Here is an 18148-nt window from a genome sequence, read left to right as displayed (position 1 = left end):
GGTCGCCCCGCGCGGCGAGCTATGGGCGTGGCTGTGGCCGTTCATCCCGCACCGACATTGCCGCGGTCGGCCGCGCCGGCCACGGCACACGGTAGAACCGCTGTGGCCCGCAGTCCTCGTGGTCGCGCGGGCTCCAGCTCCAGTCGGCCTCCCCTGCCCGCCAGCAGCTGTTCGACGATGGCCAGCCCCAGGCCCGTACCGGCTGTCCCGTCCTGTCGTTGTCGGCCGGAGCGCCAGAATCTCGTAGTGGCCTGGGCGATTTCCCCCGGGGTCAGGCCGGGGCCGTCGTCCGTCACGGTAAGGGCCGCGTGCGGTCCTTCGACGGTGCAGCGCAGGGAGATCTCGGCGTCGGGGCCTGCGTACTTGATGGCGTTGTCCAGGAGGATGTCCGTGATCTGGGCGAGTTCGTGGTCGGTGCAGGCGGCCATGACCGGGGTCGCGTCGGTTTGGAGTGTGAGGCGGGTGCCGGCGCGGTGGGCGACCGGCTCCCACAGCCGGTACTGGGCGGTCGCGACCGCCGTGGCGTCGCAGTGGGCGCCGGGGTCGTCGGTCACGGCGAGTTCCCCGGCGCGGTGTTCCGCGGTGGCGAGGGTCAGCATGTCGTCGAGCAGGGTTTCCAGGCGGTCGAGTTCGGTGGTCACGCCGGTGTACGTGCGGTCGGCGGACGCGGGCAGGTGGCGGTGCAGGGCGTCGACGCGCAGCCGTAGCGCGGCCATGGGATTGCGCATCTGGTGGGAGGTGTCGGCGACGAGCCGGCGCTGCTGTTCCAGGGCAGCCGTGACCGTACGCGCCATGCGGTTGAAGCCGGTCGCGAGCTGGCGCAGTTCCGGTGGGCCGCCGGTCCGGGTCTGTTCGGGCGGGAGCCCTGCGGCGAGTTGTCCGACCGCGCGGTCCAGGCGGCGCAGCGGGCTGACCACCCACCTCGTCGCGGCCCGCGCGAGGACCGTACAGGCGACGGCCACCAGAGCGGTTCCCGCGATGACGGCGGCCCAGCGCCGGGTGATGTCCTCCGCCGCCGTGTCGACCGAGGCCCGGAGCACGACGGCGCCGGACACCCGGGTCCCGGTGCCCGCGGGCTCGGCGAACATCCGGGACCCCTTCGACCAGGGGCGCAGCGCCCCCGTGGGATGTGCGGTCTGGTTGCGGAGCGCCGCGTCGAGCAACCTGCCGACGGCAGGGTCGGCGGCCTGCATACCGCCGGTCTGGACGATCGGTCTGCGGCGGGTGTCGGTGACGACGAGCGGTTCGCCGTACAGCTGGGTGTAGCGGCGGGCCTCGGCGGTGACGGCCGAGGTGTCGCCGGTCTGCTCGGCCTGGTCCATGAGGGACGCGAAGCGGTCGAGGTCCCCACTGCGGGCGAGGACAAGCTGCTGCGTGCGGTCGGACGCGGTGAACAGCAGCAGCGGTACGGCGAACGCGGCCACCGCGATCACGACGAACAGCAGCAGCGCGGCCTGGACCCGGGTGCGCACGCGTCGGTTCCTCAGTTCCCGAGGTCCCCGAAGCGGTAGCCGAAGCCCCGGATCGTGGTGAGCAGTTCGGGGCGCGCGAGCTTGGCACGCAGCTGCGTGAGATGGACGTCGAGCGACCGGGACACGGCGTGGTAGGCATCGCCCCACACCTCGTCCAGGAGCTGTTCACGGCTGACCGCGGTGCCCGCCCGTCCGGCCAGCACGGCGAGGATGTCGAACTCCTTGGTGGTCAGCTCGACGGCGGCCCCGCCGACCCGGACCCGGCGCGCGTCGAGATCCACCTCGACGTCACCGGCACGGACCGTCCGTACAGTCGAGCCCTCCCTCGCCGCTGTCCGCCGGGTGACGGCGTCGATCCGCGCGAGCAGTTCCGCGAGACGTACCGGCTTGACGAGGTAGTCGTCGGCCCCGAGCCGTAGTCCGCGCACGACCGAGCGCTCGTCGCCGCGGGCGGTGAGCACCACGACCGACATGTCACTGACCGCGCGCAGCACGCGCAGCACGTCCAGGCCGCCGGTGTCGGGCAGGCCCAGGTCGAGAAGCAGCAGGTCGGAGCTGCGGTGGTAGGTCAGGACGTCCCGGCCGTACCGGACGCGCCTGGTGACGTGGCCATGGTCGTAGAAGACCTCCACGAGCGCCGCGGCGACCCCGTCGTCGTCCTCGGCCAGCAGTATCTGCACTCCGCCCACCTCCTTTCGGCCACTCCGGCGACCCCGTCCAGCCGAATGTAGACCACACCGACCGGGCACCCGCCGGAGTGTTAAGGGGAGGTTAGTTCTGCGTTAGGCCCTCTCGTCCGCCGGTGCGGGGCGGGGCCAGGCTGCACGGCACCCAGCAGCCCGAGAAGGACACCGTAATGATCATCGACTGTCACGGTCACTACACGACCGCCCCGCCGGCCCTGGAGGCATGGCGCACGCGGCAGGTCGCCTCCCTCACCGACCCGTCGGCCGCCCCCGCCCGCGCGGACCTGCGCATCGGCGACGACGAACTGCGCGAGAGCATCGAGCCGAACCAGTTGCGGCTGATGGACGAGCGCGGCATCGACGTGACGGTCTTCTCGCCGCGCGCGTCGTTCATGGCACACCACATCGGAGGCTTCGAGACCTCCGCCGCGTGGGCGGCCATCTGCAACGAACTCTGCCACCGCGTCAGCCAGTTGTATCCGGAGCGCTTCGTGCCCGCCGCGATGCTGCCGCAATCGCCAGGCGTCGATCCGGCCACCTGCGTCCCGGAACTCACGCGCTGCGTAGAGGAGTTGGGCGCCGTCGCCGTCAATCTCAACCCCGACCCCTCGGGCGGCCACTGGACCTCACCACCGCTCACCGACCGCTCGTGGTATCCGCTCTACGAGAAGATGGTGGAGTACGACATCCCGGCGATGGTCCACGTCAGTACAAGCGTCAACCCGGCCTTCCACACCACCGGCGCGCACTATCTCAACGCCGACACCACGGCGTTCATGCAGTTGGTCCAGGGCGACCTGTTCGCCGACTTCCCGACCCTGCACCTGGTGATCCCGCACGGCGGCGGCGCCGTCCCCTACCACTGGGGCCGCTTCCGGGGCCTCGCGATGGCACTCGGGAAGCCACCGCTGGAGGAACACGTCCTGGACAACGTCTACTTCGACACCTGCGTCTACCACCAGCCCGGCTCCGACCTCCTCCACGAGGTCATCCCCACCCGCAACATCCTCTTCGCCTCGGAAATGATCGGCGCGGTGCGGGACGTGGACCCGTGCACCGGCCACCACTTCGACGACACCCGCCGCTACGCGGAGGCGGCGAAGCTGCCCGCGGACGACCTGGCGGCGGTCCAGGAACACAACGCCCGCGCCGTGTACCCCCGCCTCGACGCGCTGCTGAAGCGCCAGGGCCGGTGACGCGCATGAGCGCCATCGCCCCCAAGTCCCCCGGCTGGCTGGACTGGTACACGAACCCGTCCGAACCGGCCTTCCGACTGCCGCCCGGAACCGTCGACACCCACTGCCATGTCTTCGGCCCGCAGGCCGAGTTCCCCTTCGCACCGGAACGCAAGTACACGCCCTGCGACGGCGGCAAGGACGAACTGTTCGCGCTCCGCGACCACTTGGGCGTCGCCCGCAACGTCATCGTGCAAGCCACCTGCCACGGCGCGGACAACAGCGCCATGGTCGACGCCGTCCGGGCCGCGGGAGGCCGGGCGCGCGGCATCGCGACCGTCCGACCCGACATCGACGAGAGCGAACTGCTCGCCCTCGACGCGGCAGGCGTGCGCGGGGTCCGCTTCAACTTCGTACGGCGTCTGGTCGACACCGCACCCGAGGACGACCTGCAGACGATCGCCAAGAAGGTCGCCCCACTGGGCTGGCACGTCGTCCTCTACTTCGAGAGCGCCGACCTGCCCGAACTGGAGGGATTCTTCGGGTCGTTGCCCGTGCCGCTGGTGGTGGACCACATGGGCCGCCCGGATGTGACCCGGCCGGTGGAGGGACCGGAGTTCACCCGGTTCCTGCGCTTCGTCGAGGACAACGACGTCTGGGTGAAGGTGACCTGCCCCGAGCGCCTCAGCGTCACGGGACCGGCCGCCCTCAACGGCGAACGCCACGCCTACACCGATGTCGTCCCCTTCGCCCGCCGCGTCGTGGCGGAGTTCCCCGACCGAGTGCTGTGGGGCACCGACTGGCCGCACCCCAACCTCACCGACCACATGCCGGACGACGGTCTCCTCGCCGACCACGTCCCTCAGGTGGCGGTCACCGAAGAACAGCGCCACAAGCTCCTCGTCGCCAACCCGATGCGCCTGTACTGGCCCGACGAGGATCGCTGACTCTCCAACTCCCGACCCTGCTCACCGACTTCGACCTCGACAAGGGCCGCTCATGCAACACGCCAACGCGCTGAACCGGCTGGACCGGCTTCCCGTCTCCCGCTTCCACAAAGTCACCCTGCTCGCCGTCGCCTTCGCCTACTTCTTCGAGTTCGCCGACATCAACAGCTTCGCCACCACCGCACCGAAACTGATCAAGCTCTGGGGCGTGACGGTCGACCAGATCGCCTACGTCACCTCGCTGTCGTTCGTCGGCATGTTCGTCGGCGCGATCGTCGCCGGCTCCCTCGCCGACCGATGGGGCCGCAAACGGGCCCTGCTGTGGACGACACTCTTCTTCGGCCTCTCCTCGTTCGCCGCCGTGTTCTCCTGGGACCTCGTGTCCCTGGGCGTCTTCCGCGTCCTGACCTCGGCCGGCCTGTCGGCGATGACCGTCGTGGGAGTCGTCTACGTCAACGAGATGTACCCGTCCGCGACCCGCGGCAAGTACCAGGCGTACGCCATCGCCATCGGCATCTGCGGCACCCCCGTCACCAACCTCATCGCCAGCGCGGTCGTACCGCTCAACGACTGGTCGTGGCGGCTGGTCTACCTCTGGGGCTCCCTGGGCATCCTGCTCGTCCTGTTCACCCGGCACCTCAAGGAGTCACCGCGCTGGCTCGAAAGCAGGGGTGACCACGCCGCGGCGGACACGATCCTGCGGGAGATAGAGGCACGCGTCGCCGCGGAGAAGGGACCCCTGCCGGAGCCTGCTGCCCCGGTCGGCGAGAAGCCGTCGGCAAAGGCGCCCCTGCGACTGCTCCTCCAGCGGAAGTACCTGCTCCCGACGCTCCTGCTCACCGCACTGTGGATGACCCAGACCATCGGCTTCTTCGGATACTCCAGCTGGGCACCCACCCTGCTGGCCAAGGAGGGCTTCAGCGTCGAGAAGTCCGTCTTCTACGTGGCCCTCACCACTGTCGGCGCACCTCTCGGCTGCTACCTGGCCTCCCTGGTCACCGACCGGTTCGAGCGCAAATGGTGCCTGGTCGCCTTCGGCACGGTGATCGCGGTCTGCGGCCTGCTGTACGGCCTCACCTTCAATCCACTCATCATCGTCGTGTTCGGCTTCCTGGTGAACCTCTTCGAACGCGGCTACACCGCCCTCGCCTACGCCTACTCCCCCGAACTCTTCGACACCCGCAGCCGCTCACTGGGCACGAGCGTCTCCTACGGCCTCGGCCGCCTGTCCAACGCCGCCGGCCCCCTGATCGTCGCCGCGCTCTACAACGGCCACGGCTACCAGAGCGTCTTCTACTTCATCGCCGGCACCTGGCTCCTCGGCGCGATCACCCTGGCCGCCTTCGGTACCCGGACACGCTCGACGCGCCTCGCGGAGGCGGAACGACAACGAGTGAGCGTCCCCGCCTGACCAGGACCGACCCGGTCGACGGCCATGCGATCGGCGTGCGCAGTCTCGACGGAGAATCGAAGGCGGGAGGACAACACGGCGTGCCTGGTTGGGGACGCGTCACGCACGGGGCAAGGGCCGCCACCCCGGGGCACCGTCCCACGGCGGGTCCACAGAGGCGGACAACCACAGGCAACGGAATGGCGATCCGGCCCTTACAGCCTTCCACCGACAGGACACCTTCCACAGGTCAGAGCCACATGGGCCGGTCAAGCGCCATCACCTCCGCACTGTGTTTCAGGAGATATGCCGCCCTCTGGCTGTGCAAACGGCGGGCCGGCCAACGACTCGGCCTACCGTCGACGCCCTTCGCAGCACGGGTCGGGCCTCGCCACACGACCGCATGAGTGGACGTGGCCGCGATCAGCTCGATGTCGACTACGTCCTACCAGGAACGTACTGGTGCGGTGTCTGGACCGCCGTCCGTATCGCGAGTTCTGACGGTCAATTCACGGGGTGGCCGGGGATGATGCCAAGCTCAAGCGTGGCGTTCAGCGACAGGGGAGTGGTCCGGCCGCCCGCGAGCCTCTCCGCCGCTTCCGGAGCAAGGAGGAAAACGAGGTGATCGCCGCCGTCAATGTGGTCGCCGGTCTCACCGCCGAAAGGCCTGGCTAGCTGATGGACCGTGAGCCGCTCAGGGTGCTTGGCCACCCGGAACAAGTCGAGCAAGTCGATGGGCGGATCGAGCCAGATACGGGGACGTCGCCATCAGGTGAGTACCCCGTCGCCGCATCCCGGTGTCCCCGGTGAGGTGTCAGAGCACCTGCACTGTGATGTGCTCGGGCGGCTGTTCCATGACGGGAGGCTTCGGGGAACTGTGTCGACGACGCGGTCAGGCCTTCCGGCGGCCCACCGGCTCGCCCTCGTCTCGGTGCTCCGGTTCGTGGAGGTCTGTCGGATCGACGGGTTGCGGCCACTGTCCGGGCATGCATCGACTGGACGTTTCCCTTTGGGCCGGACCTCACCGATTCGGGCTTCGATCATTCGTCAGTGATCGGGTTCCGCGTTCATAATCTCGCGGACAGGAGACCGGGGTATCCGCTCAATCTGGTCGCTGAAACGCCTGCCTGCGGCAGACCTGTTCAGAGGATGTCCGGCCGTCCATACCTGGCCATGTGCAGTGATGCTTACCCGTATCAACAGCTCTCCTGGCCCGTCGACCTACCTGTCCTCTCCTAGTTCCCTGTGCACAGGCTGGGTACGTCCGAGCTACCTCTGCATGCTCGTCTCCGAACGATTGCCTCAGGCGGACGATCGCAGGGCAGCCCGGAGGCACGTTCATGTAAGTCTTTGCCCCTACCCCTTGGCTGTGTCTCGCACAGCACTCGAAACTCACGACTCCCACGGGTAGCCGTACAGATCCTTGACTTGCCCGTTCCCCTATCCGGCACGGCACGTCTTACCTGTGCTCCTACCCATCGGGGACAACGCTGCGCACGCTCGCATGCCACAAGGATTCCACACCCTTCACCTATCCACCTACCCCTTCAACACAGGTAGCCAGGGAGGCAAGGAAAGGAATCCCCTATGCCAGATTACCCAATGATCCATCACATTCCCTCGTACGTAATACCCGCCAGGGAAAGCAAGGAAATATCACGCATCCTAAACAGGCACAGGGAATAGGGAAGTTCGAGACAAGGACCACAGGTGACTGTGGGTGGGCAGGCGAGACAGGGGATAATTCGACCTTTTCGAGCATCTTCGAACTTAATCGGCAAGGGTAATTGATCATGTCGCCTTTTCGAGTGACATACCCCTTACGGAGAGGGTTGCCAATGCTCTGTCATAGATACGGTTCACCAATGATTGAGGACCTTCCGTGGGAAGAGTTCGCCGGTGACCCCGACACCTATTTCGAGAGGCTCGAGGAGAAAGAGGAGGGTCTGCAGAAGGATCTACAAGGTGCGACAGGAGCTGCGCCTCGTGCGGCAGCTCAAGAAGCACAAGGACATCGCCGAGGAGTGGAAGCGCAGCGGCATCCCTGACCAGCGCCAGGCAACAGCGGACGACGACGATGAGGAGAACGAGATGGAGTCTCCCAATGCACATGGTCAGACCCGCAAGGACCGCATCCGCGAACTCATGCGCCAGGACCCTCAGCGTCTCTGGAAGGCCGGCTCCATGGCCGTGGCTCTGAACGTACCCACCAAGACGAAAAGCGTACGCGTGTCAATGGACGAACTCGTGCGCGCCGAGGAGCTCGTAAAGCACCCGGGTTCGAATTATCAGTACGCGGCCGGCGGCCGGCAGACCTCGTAGAACACCCTCGCACAGCCCCTTCACCCAGCATGGAGAGGGCCGCCACCTGGAATTGCTTCCGCGATGGCGGCCCACAGCGACGAACCTCCCGACGACCTTCCACAGTGCCGGATCAGTTCGCACCACGCTGTATTTTACGGACGCCTTCATGCCTCCGGTAGCGCGCTGCGAAATATGGTCCCGCCCTTCCCTCGAAGGGATGACCACATCGTGTTCAGTCTCGAACAGTCCTTCTTTCGGCCGTCGTGGCCGTTCTCGTCACACTTCTCGCCCCGGCCAGAGATCCACGCCCAGCGCCTTTTCGAGATTGGCGATAGTGAGCAGGTCGGGCCAGGATTCACCGGCCAGCGCCTTGGCAATCGTGTAGCGGGCCACCCCGCTGCGCCGGGACAGCTCGGCCACCGACCAGTCCTTCTTCCCAATCGCCGCTTCCAGCCTGGCAGCCAGAGCCTGGGCGACCCGCGCCCCGTGGTGCTCCTCCATGACGGCCTCAGGCCACGTACCGCCGGCGCAGTACGCGCGCGGCGGCAGTCGGCGGGCATCTCCTTGGGGCATGAGGTGAAGTCTGACCCATCCGGTCCTCCCCGGTCGCGCGCGGCTGCTGCCACGGCTACATGTTATTCGAATAACACTCCTCCGGCTGGGGTGTTGGTTTGGCGACATGTGATGAGTCAGCGGATTGATGCCTACGGCCCGTCCGGCTCCCCCGCGGGGTGGAGCCGCGTCGGCGACGAAGTACGCTGTGTCGTCCGCCTCGCCGATCCCCTTCTGCCCTACCAAGCCCGTGAACTCCTCACCGCGCTGGCCCAGTTGGCCCTCTTCTGCAACGGCGAGGGCCTGCCGGGGAAAGCCGAGGTGTGGCTCGCCCGGGAGGTGATCGAGCGATTCATCGCGATCGGCTGCCCCAACGTGAGGGAGAGCACCCGCGGCAACTACCGGACCAGGCTTCTACGGCTGAGCGAGATCGTCCTGGGCGGCGAATGCCGGACCGGAAAGCCCGCCAAACTGTCGGCTTCGGTTCCCAACAGCCCGTACAGCCGGACTGAGCTCGCGGACCTGTGGGGCTGGACCAGTGGGCAGCCCACCGAGGAGCTTCGATGGGGCTGCAAGAGGCTCATGGCACTCGGTCTCGGTGTCGGCCTCGACTCACCGGAAGTCATCCGGGTCCGCGTCCATGACGTCCGCAGATCCTCGGAAGGTGCCGGCCCAGTCGTCGTGGTCACGCGCGGCTCCCGGAAACGGGAAATCCTCTGCCGCCGCCCCTGGGAAGGAGTCCTGGCCTCCGCCGCCGACCGTCTTGAGACCGTGGGCGCCGCGCAGTACCTGTTCCGCCCCAACTCCTACAGCCGTGGCACCAACACCGTCACGAACTTCCTGGCCCGCACCCAGCCCAGCCCGAACGTCCCTCGCCTGGTCATGGGCCGCCTCAGGTCCACGTGGCTGGTCGAGCTCTTCGAAGCGCGGCTTCCCATCACCGTCATCGTGGCGGCGGCCGGCGTCGACACCCTCCACGGCCTCTCCCGCATCCTGCCGTTCCTGAGCGCCGTCCCCGCGGAAGAAGCCGCCCGCCTGCTGCGAGGCAGCCAATGACCGTGCCGCGCAGCCTGCCCACCGATCGCCACGAGCGCCTCCTGGCAATGCGCACCGAGCGCCGGTTCATCGACGACGCCGACGTCGGAGCCGCGATCGAGGAAGTCGACAACAGCCAACTCGTCCCGCTGCTGGAGGAGTTCGTCCACCTCCTGCGCGGCCGCCACCGCACCCTGCATCCCAGAAGCCTCCTGGTCGGCCTGCACCTCTGCACCCAGGACACCGTCGGCAAGATCGTGCTGGAACGGGTCACGGACATCCTGTACTTCCGCGTCAGCCCGCGCCTGCGCGCCCGACTCGGCATAGCCGAGTACGAAGACCACGACCGGGGATTCGAGGCGGCCTACGCCGTTGTCCGGCGTCTCTTCCACTCCATGAAGGACGCGATGAACCCCTCCCCGTTGCCGCCCAACAAGCACCTCTCACGCGGCGAGGCCCACGCACTGACCGCAGCGGCGGACACGGACGACCTGTGGAGCGCGAACGGCGTCTGGCCCTGTTCACCGAGTTCGTGCTGGATGCCTCCGTACGTCCTCTCCACAGCCTCCTGGCGGAGCTGGCAGAGGTCTCCATGGGCATCGACGCCACCCCCATCCGCACGTTCTCCCGCGGCCGTGCCACGAACGGGCCCGAACTCGCCACCGACCCCGACGGCGGCTGGTACGTACGCGACGGCGACCACCGCGACCCCGACGCCCCGGTCTCCGACTCCATGCGCCCGCCTCCACCTCCCGCCAAGAAAGGCAAAGCCCGGACCCCCAAGCGCAAGAAGAAGACCTCTCTCAAGAAGAAGTACCTCTACGGCTACGACGCCCACCTCATCGTGACCCGTGACACCGAACACGACACCGTGCTCCTCGACGACGGCACCCCGAACCCCGACGTCCTGCCGGCCCTCGTCCTCGGTGTCGCCCTCGACAAACCCGGGCAACGCCCCGCCTACAACGGCATGAAGATCCTCAACCGGCTCCAGGAACGCGGATACAAACCCGGCTACCTCGCCGGCGACCGCGCCTACAACAACTCCGAGCCCACGGAGTGGCAGATCCCCGTCCGGGCCATGGGCTACAAACCCGTCTACGACTACCGGGGAGACCAGCTCGGCAAGCAGGGCGGAACGGAAGGCGCGATCCTCGTCGAAGGCCGCTGGTACTGCCCGTCCATGCCAAAGCCCCTCATCAACGCCACCATCGACCTGTACACCGAGCGCATCGACCGGGAGACCTGGGTCCGGCTGATCGCCGCCCGCCGCAGCTACCGCCTCATGCCGAAACAGAACGCCGACGCCGACGGCTACCAGCGGATGATGTGCCCCGCCGAAGCGGGCAAGGCCCAGTGCCTCATCAAGCCCCACACCCTGGGGCGCGGCATCCGCCTCCCCCTGATCGACCCGAAACCCAGCCCTGCGGGCCCGGTCAAGGTCTGCCGCCAGAACGCCGTCACCGTCAGCCCGGAAGCCGGCGCCAAGCAGTGGCAGGTCCTGGAGTACGGCGGCCCGGAATGGCAGAAGGTCTACTTCCGGCTCCGCAACAGCGTCGAGGGCTACAACGGCTACGCCAAGAACCCCCTCGCCGAAGGCATCGAAGCCGCAGGCTCACGCCGCATCCGCGGCATCGCGGCCCAGACGATCCTCCTGGCCTTCCAACTCGCCCACGCGAACCGCCGAAAGATCAAGAAGTGGCTGGAGACGCTCGCACTCGGCGGTGAGCGTCCGCGCCGTCGCACGCATCACAGGCGGAAGACCAAAGAGCGCAAGGTCTGGACACCCACCGGACATCTGGCGCCGGCCTCCTGACCCGAGCCGGCACCACCCCAGCACCACCCGGAAAACAACCAGCAGCAACGAAGCAGGGCCCCGGCGGTGAGGTATCTCACGGCCGGGGCCCTGCCACGTCCCCGTCCGGGCCGTAGCCCCGCACACCAACGAGAAACGGGCTCTCACCGTGACTTCCGTCACTGGTGAGAGCCCGTTTCGTCGGTTTCTCGTTGTGCGCGAGGGGGGAGTTGAACCCCCACGCCCTTTCGGGCACTGGAACCTGAATCCAGCGCGTCTGCCTATTCCGCCACCCGCGCATTGGGTGTGTCCTCGGGCCCGTCCCGCTAGGGGCTGGCGCCTTCCGACATGCAGAAGATTAGCACGGTGCCCGGGGTGGATTCACATCGCTTTCCCCTGGGCAGGACCCCGCGCGCGGGACCCCCACCGGGCCCCACCAGCCCCTCCGAACGCCCCGCCCCCCTCGCCACGTATCAACGTGGGCCGGTTCACGTATCAACCTCGTACCGGTAGCGGCCATCTCCCCAGGAGGCGGGCAAGGTCCACAGTCAGGTGCGGGACACTTGTCTGCGGCCCCCTCTACGATCCTGGGCAGGAGTAGTGCACAGGTAGTGGTGCAGAAGGAGTTCGACCGGGCCGACAAGGGGGAACCAGCCGATTTACCGGCGCGTGGATACGATCAGTAAGCAGTACGAAGGCAACGACGGAGGAGGTGCCCCATGGGAGTCCTGAAGAAGTTCGAGCAACGCCTCGAAGGTCTGGTCAACGGCACCTTCGCCAAGGTGTTCAAGTCCGAGGTCCAGCCAGTCGAGATCGCCGGCGCGCTCCAGCGGGAGTGTGACAACAACGCGACGATCTGGAACCGCGACCGGACCGTCGTACCCAACGACTTCATCGTGGAGCTGAGCACGCCGGACTTCGAGCGGCTCAGCCCCTACTCCGGCCAGCTCGGCGACGAGCTCGCCGGCATGGTGCGCGACTACGCCAAGCAGCAGCGCTACACCTTCATGGGACCCATCAAGGTCCACCTGGAGAAGGCGGACGACCTCGACACCGGTCTGTACCGGGTGCGCAGCCGTACGCTCGCCGCCTCCACCAACCAGCAGGCTCCCGGGACCCCCGCTCCGGCGGCACCCCCGTCGGCAGCGGGCCGGCCCGGCGGGTACGGCTATCCGCCCGCCGCCGCCCCCGCGAGCGCCCCGCCGCCCATGCCGGCCGCACCGCCGCCCGGCGGCCGCGGCTCCGCGCCCTACCTCCAGTCGGCCCCGGCCGCCCCGGCGGCAGGCGCGCGGATGCGCTACTGGGTGGAGATCAACGGCGCCCGCCATCAGATCTCCCGCGCGACGTTGGTGATGGGCCGCAGCACCGAAGCCGACGTGCGGATCGACGACCCCGGCGTATCCCGCCGGCACTGTGAGATCCGGACCGGAACGCCCTCGACGATCCAGGATCTCGGGTCCACCAACGGCATCGTGGTGGACGGGCAGCACACCACCCGCGCTACGCTCCGCGACGGCTCGCGGATCGTCGTGGGCAGCACCACCATCATTTACCGGCAAGCCGAAGGGTGAAGCGGGGGCAATGTCAGAGCTGACCCTCACGGTCATGCGGCTGGGTTTCCTGGCCGTACTGTGGCTGTTCGTGATCGTGGCCGTGCAGGTCATCCGCAGCGACCTGTTCGGAACGCGTGTCACTCAGCGCGGCTCGCGACGGGACGCCGGACGACCTCAGCAGCAGGCCGCCCGGCAGGCGGCACCTCCGCAGCAGCGCCAGCAGCAGCCGAGCGGGGGCGGCCGGCAGCGCCGTAACGCCCCCACCAAACTCGTCGTCAGTGAGGGGATCCTCACGGGTACGACCGTCGCGCTCCAGGGGCAGACCATCACCCTGGGCCGGGCGCACGATTCGACGATCGTGCTGGACGACGACTACGCGTCCAGCCGCCATGCCAGGATCTACCCGGACCGTGACGGCCAGTGGATCGTCGAGGACCTCGGATCCACCAACGGCACGTACCTGGACCGGTCCCGGCTGACGACCCCCACACCGATTCCGCTGGGCGCGCCGATCCGCATCGGCAAGACCGTCATCGAGCTGCGGAAGTAGTACCACGTCATGAATCAGCGCGAGCGGAGCGAGCACGCAGCGGCGGACCGCCTGGCGGACCCCGGCGCGCTCCCGACCGGAGGGTGGGCACCGTGCGGATGTACCCGGAGCCGACGGGCGAGGTGCGCATGAGTCTGTCACTGCGCTTCGCCGCCGGATCGCACAAAGGCATGATCCGCGAGGGCAACGAGGACTCCGGCTACGCCGGTCCACGCCTCCTCGCGATCGCGGACGGGATGGGCGGCCAGGCCGCCGGCGAGGTCGCCTCCTCCGAGGTGATCTCCACCATCGTCTCCCTCGACGACGACGTGCCCGGCTCCGACATCCTCACCTCGCTCGGCACCGCCGTGCAGCGGGCCAACGACCAGCTGCGGATGATGGTCGAGGAGGACCCCCAGCTGGAGGGCATGGGCACCACGCTCACCGCCCTGCTGTGGACCGGGCAGCGGCTCGGCCTCGTCCATGTCGGCGACTCCCGCGCCTATCTGCTGCGCGACGGCGTGCTGACCCAGATCACCCAGGACCACACCTGGGTGCAGCGGCTGGTCGACGAGGGCCGGATCACCGAGGAAGAGGCCACCACCCACCCGCAACGCGCCCTCCTCATGCGCGCGCTCGGCAGCGGCGACCACGTCGAGCCCGACCTGTCGATCCGTGAGGTCCGCGCCGGCGACCGGTACCTGATCTGCTCCGACGGGCTGTCCGGAGTCGTCTCCCACCAGACGATGGAAGACACCCTCGCCAGCTACCAGGGCCCGCAGGAGACCGTGCAGGAGCTGATCCAGCTCGCCCTGCGCGGCGGCGGCCCCGACAACATCACGGTGATCATCGCCGACGTCCTCGACCTCGACACCGGTGACACCCTCGCCGCACAGCTGTCGGACACCCCGGTGATCGTCGGCGCGGTGGCCGAGAACCAGCTCCACCACCACGACAACGGCATCATGCAGACCCCGGCCGGCCGCGCCTCCGGGCTCGGCCGCCAGGTGCCCGGACAGAACGGCGGGGGCGGCGAGTTCGGCCCGCCCGGCTCCGGCGACACCACCGGTTACGTCCCCACGGGCAGCTTCGGGGACTACACCGACGACGACTTCGTGAAGCCCTCCAAGGGCCGCAAGTGGCTGAAGAGATCCTTCTACAGCGTGCTCGCGCTCGCCGTCATCGGCGGCGGCCTCTACGGCGGCTGGCGCTGGACGCAGACGCAGTACTTCGTCGGCGCCAACGGCGAGCACGTGGCGCTGTACCGCGGCATCAGCCAGGACCTCGCCTGGGTCTCGCTGTCGAAGGTGGAGAAGGACCACCCCGACATCGAACTCAAGTACCTGCCGCCCTACCAGCAGAAGCAGGTCAAGGCGACGATCGCCGAGGGCGGTCTCCAGGACGCCCAGAAGAAGATCGACGACCTGGCGGTGCAGGCCTCCGCGTGCAAGAAGGAGTCCGAGCGCGAGGCCGCGGCCGCCAAGCCCAGCAGCACCACGGGAACCACCAGCACCTCCCTCACGTCCAAGGCCACGTCGTCACCGACTCCCTCGGCGTCGACGACCCCGTCCCCGACCAAGTCTGCAACTCCCAGCCCCGGTCCCAGCCTTTCGGAGGAAGAGCAGCAGGTCGTCTCGCAGTGCAGCAAGTAACAGGCAAGCCGTGAGAGGCCCCGTCACACGATGAGCAGTTCTACCAACACGCCGGCGCACCATACGTCCACGATCGGTTCCATCGGCGCGCCGAGCAGACGCAACACCGAGTTGGCGCTCCTGCTGTTCGCGGTCGTCATCCCGGTCTTCGCCTACGCCAACGTGGGCCTGGCCATCGACGACAAGGTGCCGGCCGGGCTGCTGAGCTACGGCCTGGGCCTCGGCCTGCTGGCCGGCGTCGCCCACCTCGTCGTACGGAAGTTCGCCCCGTACGCGGACCCGCTGCTGCTGCCCCTGGCCACCCTGCTCAACGGCCTCGGACTGGTCATCATCTGGCGGCTCGACCAGTCGAAGCTGCTCCAGTCCATCAACCAGGCGGGCAACGCGGCACCCCGGCAACTGCTGTACACCGCGATGGGCATCGGGCTGTTCGCCGTCGTCCTGATCTTCCTCAAGGACCACCGCGCCCTGCAGCGCTACACCTACATCTCCATGGTCGGCGCGCTCGTCCTGCTGCTGCTGCCCCTGGTGCCGGGCCTCGGCGCCAACATCTACGGCGCGAAGATCTGGATCTCGGTCGGCGGATTCTCCATCCAGCCCGGTGAGTTCGCGAAGATCGTCCTGGCGATCTTCTTCGCCGGCTACCTGATGGTGAAGCGCGACGCGCTCGCGCTGGCCAGCCGCCGCTTCATGGGCCTGTATCTGCCGCGCGGCCGCGACCTCGGCCCGATCCTGGTCGTCTGGTTCATCTCGATCCTGATCCTGGTCTTCGAGACCGACCTGGGCACCTCGCTGCTGTTCTTCGGAATGTTCATCATCATGCTGTACGTCGCTACCGAGCGGACCAGCTGGATCGTCTTCGGTCTGCTGATGTCCGCGGCCGGCGCGGTCGGCGTGGCCAGCTTCGAACCGCACGTCCAGCAGCGCGTCCAGGCCTGGCTGAACCCGATGAAGGAGTACACGCTCAGCAAGACCGTCGCCGGCCACTCCGCGCAGTCGATGGAGGCCCTGTGGGCCTTCGGCTCGGGCGGCACCCTCGGCACCGGTCTCGGCCAGGGCCACTCCGACCTCATCCGGTTCGCCGCCAACTCCGACTTCATCCTCGCCACCTTCGGCGAGGAACTGGGCCTCGCCGGCATCATGGCGATCCTGATCATCTACGGCCTGATCGTGGAGCGCGGTGTCCGCACCGCCCTGGCCGCCCGCGACCCCTTCGGCAAGCTCCTCGCCGTGGGCCTCTCCGGCGCCATGGCCCTCCAGGTCTTCGTCGTCGCCGGCGGTGTGATGGGCCTGATCCCGCTGACCGGTATGACGATGCCCTTCGTGGCGTACGGCGGTTCCTCCGTCATCGCCAACTGGGCCCTCATCGGCATCCTGATCCGCATCAGCGACACCGCCCGCCGCCCGGCGCCCGCGCCCGCCCCGAACCCCGACGCCGAGATGACCCAGGTGGTCCGCCCGTCATGAACAAGCCCCTGCGCCGGATCGCGCTCTTCTGCGGCCTCCTGGTCCTCACCCTGCTGCTGCGCGACAACTGGCTCCAGTACGTCAAGGCCGACGGCCTCAAGGACGACCCGTCGAACCGCCGTGTGACCATCGCGCGCTACTCCACCCCGCGCGGCGACATCATCGTCGACGGCAACCCGGTCACCGGTTCCACCGAGACCAGCACCTCGGGGCTCAACGACCTGAAGTACAAGCGCACCTACAAGAACGGCGCGATGTGGGCGCCGGTCACCGGGTACGCCTCCCAGGCCTTCGGCGCCAACCAGTTGGAGTCCATCGAGGACGGCATCCTCTCGGGCACCGACGACCGGCTCTTCTTCCGCAACACCCTCGACATGATCACGGGCAAGCAGAAGTCGGGCGGCAACGTCGTCACCACCCTCAACGCGGCCGCGCAGAACGCCGCGTGGAAGGGCCTGAAGAAGCAGGGCGGCAAGGGCGCGGTCGTGGCCCTCGACCCGTCCACCGGCAAGATCCTGGCGCTGGCCTCCTACCCGTCGTACGACCCCTCGTCGTTCGCCGGGAACTCCACCTCCACGGACGCCAAGGCCTGGCAGAAGCTCCAGAAGAAGTACGACCCGAACGACCCGATGCTCAACCGGGCGCTGCGCGAGACCTACCCGCCGGGCTCCACCTTCAAGGTGGTCACCGCGTCCGCGGCGCTGGAGAACAACCTGTACTCGTCGGCCGACGAGGCGACGAACTCGCCGCTGCCGTGGGTCATGCCGGGCACCACCACCCAGTTGAAGAACGAGGGCAGCATCCCCTGCAAGAACGCGACCCTGCGCGTCGCGCTGCAGTACTCCTGCAACACCGTCTTCGGCAAGGTCGGCTCCGACCTCGGCAACGACAAGATGCTGGCCGAGGCGAAGAAGTTCGGCTTCGACGCCGAGCAGTTCACCCCGATCCGCTCCAGCGCCTCGGTCTTCTCCGACAACATGAACCAGTCGCAGACCGCGCTGTCCTCGATCGGCCAGTACAACACCGCCGCGACCCCGCTGCAGATGGCCATGGTCGCCTCCGCGGTCGCCAACGACGGCAAGCTGATGAAGCCGTACATGGTGGACAAGCTCCAGTCGTCGAACCTCGACACCATCGCGCAGACCGAGCCGGAGGAGATGAGTCAGCCGCTCTCCTCGAAGAACGCGCAGATCCTCCAGTCGATGATGGAGACGGTCGTCGAGAAGGGCACCGGCACCAACGCGAAGATCAGCGGCGTCACCGTCGGCGGCAAGACCGGCACCGCCCAGCACGGTGTCGCCAACAGCGAGAACCCGTACGCCTGGTTCCTCTCCTACGCCAAGCTCGCCGACGGCAGCTCGCCGGTGGCCGTGGCCGTCGTCATCGAGGACTCCAGCGCCAACCGTGACGACATCTCCGGCGGCGGCCTGGCGGCCCCCATCGCGAAGAGCGTGATGGAGGCGGTCATCGACAGCAAGAAGTGACCCCGCTCACGTCCCCTTCACATCGGTGCACGTTGGGATACCGGTCCTGTATCGGGTGACGGGCTTGGCCAGGTCACACAAAGCCAGCCGGGTACGGTAGGCCCGGA

The 18148-nt window shown here is 68.0% G+C and carries 15 protein-coding genes and 1 tRNA gene; 11 read left to right on the top strand and 5 right to left on the bottom strand.

Annotation, left to right across the window (positions count from 1 at the left end):
• Window positions 1-41: 41 nt before the first annotated feature.
• Both AB0M63_RS11670 and AB0M63_RS11665 read right to left on the bottom strand, forming a co-directional pair.
• Window positions 42-1472 (bottom strand): HAMP domain-containing sensor histidine kinase, encoded by a 1431-nt coding sequence (locus tag AB0M63_RS11670; protein ID WP_366019228.1) that lies wholly within the window; start codon window positions 1470-1472, stop codon window positions 42-44.
• A gap of 11 nt (window positions 1473-1483) precedes the next feature.
• Window positions 1484-2152: a response regulator transcription factor gene (locus AB0M63_RS11665; protein WP_366019227.1), complete on the bottom strand. Its 669-nt coding sequence runs from the start codon at window positions 2150-2152 to the stop codon at window positions 1484-1486.
• 176 nt (window positions 2153-2328) lie between these two features.
• Between AB0M63_RS11665 and AB0M63_RS11660 the strand changes: the two genes are divergently transcribed.
• From AB0M63_RS11660 to AB0M63_RS11650, 3 genes are read left to right on the top strand one after another with little or no spacing between them, the layout of a single operon-like run.
• Complete coding sequence (locus AB0M63_RS11660; RefSeq protein ID WP_366019226.1) at window positions 2329-3354, top strand: amidohydrolase family protein; 1026 nt, start codon at window positions 2329-2331, stop codon at window positions 3352-3354.
• Between the two features lie 5 nt (window positions 3355-3359).
• Window positions 3360-4280: an amidohydrolase family protein gene (locus AB0M63_RS11655; protein WP_366019225.1), complete on the top strand. Its 921-nt coding sequence runs from the start codon at window positions 3360-3362 to the stop codon at window positions 4278-4280.
• 52 nt (window positions 4281-4332) lie between these two features.
• Complete coding sequence (locus AB0M63_RS11650; protein ID WP_366019224.1) at window positions 4333-5691, top strand: MFS transporter; 1359 nt, start codon at window positions 4333-4335, stop codon at window positions 5689-5691.
• Window positions 5692-6174: 483 nt separating this feature from the next.
• On the opposite strand, the gene AB0M63_RS11645 is transcribed toward AB0M63_RS11650, so the two are convergent.
• On the bottom strand, window positions 6175-6399 hold the full coding sequence (locus tag AB0M63_RS11645) for a hypothetical protein (protein ID WP_366019223.1): 225 nt from the start codon (window positions 6397-6399) through the stop codon (window positions 6175-6177).
• Window positions 6400-7635: 1236 nt separating this feature from the next.
• Between AB0M63_RS11645 and AB0M63_RS11640 the strand changes: the two genes are divergently transcribed.
• A complete protein-coding gene (locus AB0M63_RS11640; RefSeq protein ID WP_366019222.1) occupies window positions 7636-7992 on the top strand; it encodes a hypothetical protein in 357 nt (118 codons plus the stop codon).
• Window positions 7993-8250: 258 nt separating this feature from the next.
• Here AB0M63_RS11640 and AB0M63_RS11635 read toward each other — a convergent pair whose 3' ends face one another.
• A complete protein-coding gene (locus AB0M63_RS11635) occupies window positions 8251-8475 on the bottom strand; it encodes a helix-turn-helix transcriptional regulator (RefSeq protein WP_366019221.1) in 225 nt (74 codons plus the stop codon).
• Between the two features lie 183 nt (window positions 8476-8658).
• On the opposite strand from AB0M63_RS11635, the gene AB0M63_RS11630 reads away from it, so the two are divergent.
• Window positions 8659-9582 carry a hypothetical protein gene (locus tag AB0M63_RS11630; protein WP_366019220.1) on the top strand — a complete coding sequence of 308 codons (924 nt, stop codon included), beginning with the start codon at window positions 8659-8661 and terminating at the stop codon, window positions 9580-9582.
• A 472-nt stretch (window positions 9583-10054) separates the two neighbouring features.
• The gene (locus AB0M63_RS11625; RefSeq protein WP_366019219.1) at window positions 10055-11377 is read left to right on the top strand and encodes a hypothetical protein; all 1323 of its coding nucleotides are present in this window, start codon (window positions 10055-10057) and stop codon (window positions 11375-11377) included.
• Between the two features lie 194 nt (window positions 11378-11571).
• Here AB0M63_RS11625 and AB0M63_RS11620 read toward each other — a convergent pair.
• Window positions 11572-11655 (bottom strand) — tRNA-Leu (locus AB0M63_RS11620).
• A gap of 420 nt (window positions 11656-12075) precedes the next feature.
• Here AB0M63_RS11620 and AB0M63_RS11615 point away from each other — a divergent pair.
• The 5 genes from AB0M63_RS11615 to AB0M63_RS11595 all read left to right on the top strand — a co-directional run bounded on the left by AB0M63_RS11615 (window position 12076) and on the right by AB0M63_RS11595 (window position 18041).
• Window positions 12076-12927: a DUF3662 and FHA domain-containing protein gene (locus AB0M63_RS11615; RefSeq protein ID WP_366019218.1), complete on the top strand. Its 852-nt coding sequence runs from the start codon at window positions 12076-12078 to the stop codon at window positions 12925-12927.
• Between the two features lie 10 nt (window positions 12928-12937).
• Window positions 12938-13459: an FHA domain-containing protein gene (locus AB0M63_RS11610; RefSeq protein ID WP_043675935.1), complete on the top strand. Its 522-nt coding sequence runs from the start codon at window positions 12938-12940 to the stop codon at window positions 13457-13459.
• A 98-nt stretch (window positions 13460-13557) separates the two neighbouring features.
• On the top strand, window positions 13558-15090 hold the full coding sequence (locus tag AB0M63_RS11605; RefSeq protein WP_355920011.1) for a Stp1/IreP family PP2C-type Ser/Thr phosphatase: 1533 nt from the start codon (window positions 13558-13560) through the stop codon (window positions 15088-15090).
• 30 nt (window positions 15091-15120) lie between these two features.
• Window positions 15121-16557: an FtsW/RodA/SpoVE family cell cycle protein gene (locus AB0M63_RS11600; protein ID WP_355919849.1), complete on the top strand. Its 1437-nt coding sequence runs from the start codon at window positions 15121-15123 to the stop codon at window positions 16555-16557.
• Complete coding sequence (locus tag AB0M63_RS11595; protein WP_355919852.1) at window positions 16554-18041, top strand: penicillin-binding protein 2; 1488 nt, start codon at window positions 16554-16556, stop codon at window positions 18039-18041. The genes AB0M63_RS11600 and AB0M63_RS11595 overlap by 4 nt, the downstream gene beginning before the upstream one ends.
• Window positions 18042-18148: the final 107 nt, after the last annotated feature.

Origin of the sequence: Streptomyces sp. NPDC051576 (genome assembly GCF_040681835.1) — a bacterium.
GTDB lineage: Bacteria > Actinomycetota > Actinomycetes > Streptomycetales > Streptomycetaceae > Streptomyces.
Note: the sequence above shows the minus strand (reverse complement) of the source record. Positions and strands in the feature narration are given on the sequence as shown.

What these genes read in the sequence shown, in the direction of transcription:
- AB0M63_RS11650 (WP_366019224.1), top strand. Translation starts at nt 4,333, where the DNA reads ATGCAACACGCCAACGCGCTGAACCGGCTGGACCGGCTTCCCGTCTCC.
- AB0M63_RS11610 (WP_043675935.1), top strand. Translation starts at nt 12,938, where the DNA reads ATGTCAGAGCTGACCCTCACGGTCATGCGGCTGGGTTTCCTGGCCGTA.
- AB0M63_RS11615 (WP_366019218.1), top strand. Translation starts at nt 12,076, where the DNA reads ATGGGAGTCCTGAAGAAGTTCGAGCAACGCCTCGAAGGTCTGGTCAAC.
- AB0M63_RS11660 (WP_366019226.1), top strand. Translation starts at nt 2,329, where the DNA reads ATGATCATCGACTGTCACGGTCACTACACGACCGCCCCGCCGGCCCTG.
- AB0M63_RS11605 (WP_355920011.1), top strand. Translation starts at nt 13,558, where the DNA reads ATGTACCCGGAGCCGACGGGCGAGGTGCGCATGAGTCTGTCACTGCGC.
- AB0M63_RS11655 (WP_366019225.1), top strand. Translation starts at nt 3,360, where the DNA reads ATGAGCGCCATCGCCCCCAAGTCCCCCGGCTGGCTGGACTGGTACACG.
- AB0M63_RS11595 (WP_355919852.1), top strand. Translation starts at nt 16,554, where the DNA reads ATGAACAAGCCCCTGCGCCGGATCGCGCTCTTCTGCGGCCTCCTGGTC.
- AB0M63_RS11630 (WP_366019220.1), top strand. Translation starts at nt 8,659, where the DNA reads ATGAGTCAGCGGATTGATGCCTACGGCCCGTCCGGCTCCCCCGCGGGG.
- AB0M63_RS11635 (WP_366019221.1), bottom strand. Translation starts at nt 8,475, where the DNA reads ATGGAGGAGCACCACGGGGCGCGGGTCGCCCAGGCTCTGGCTGCCAGG.
- AB0M63_RS11600 (WP_355919849.1), top strand. Translation starts at nt 15,121, where the DNA reads ATGAGCAGTTCTACCAACACGCCGGCGCACCATACGTCCACGATCGGT.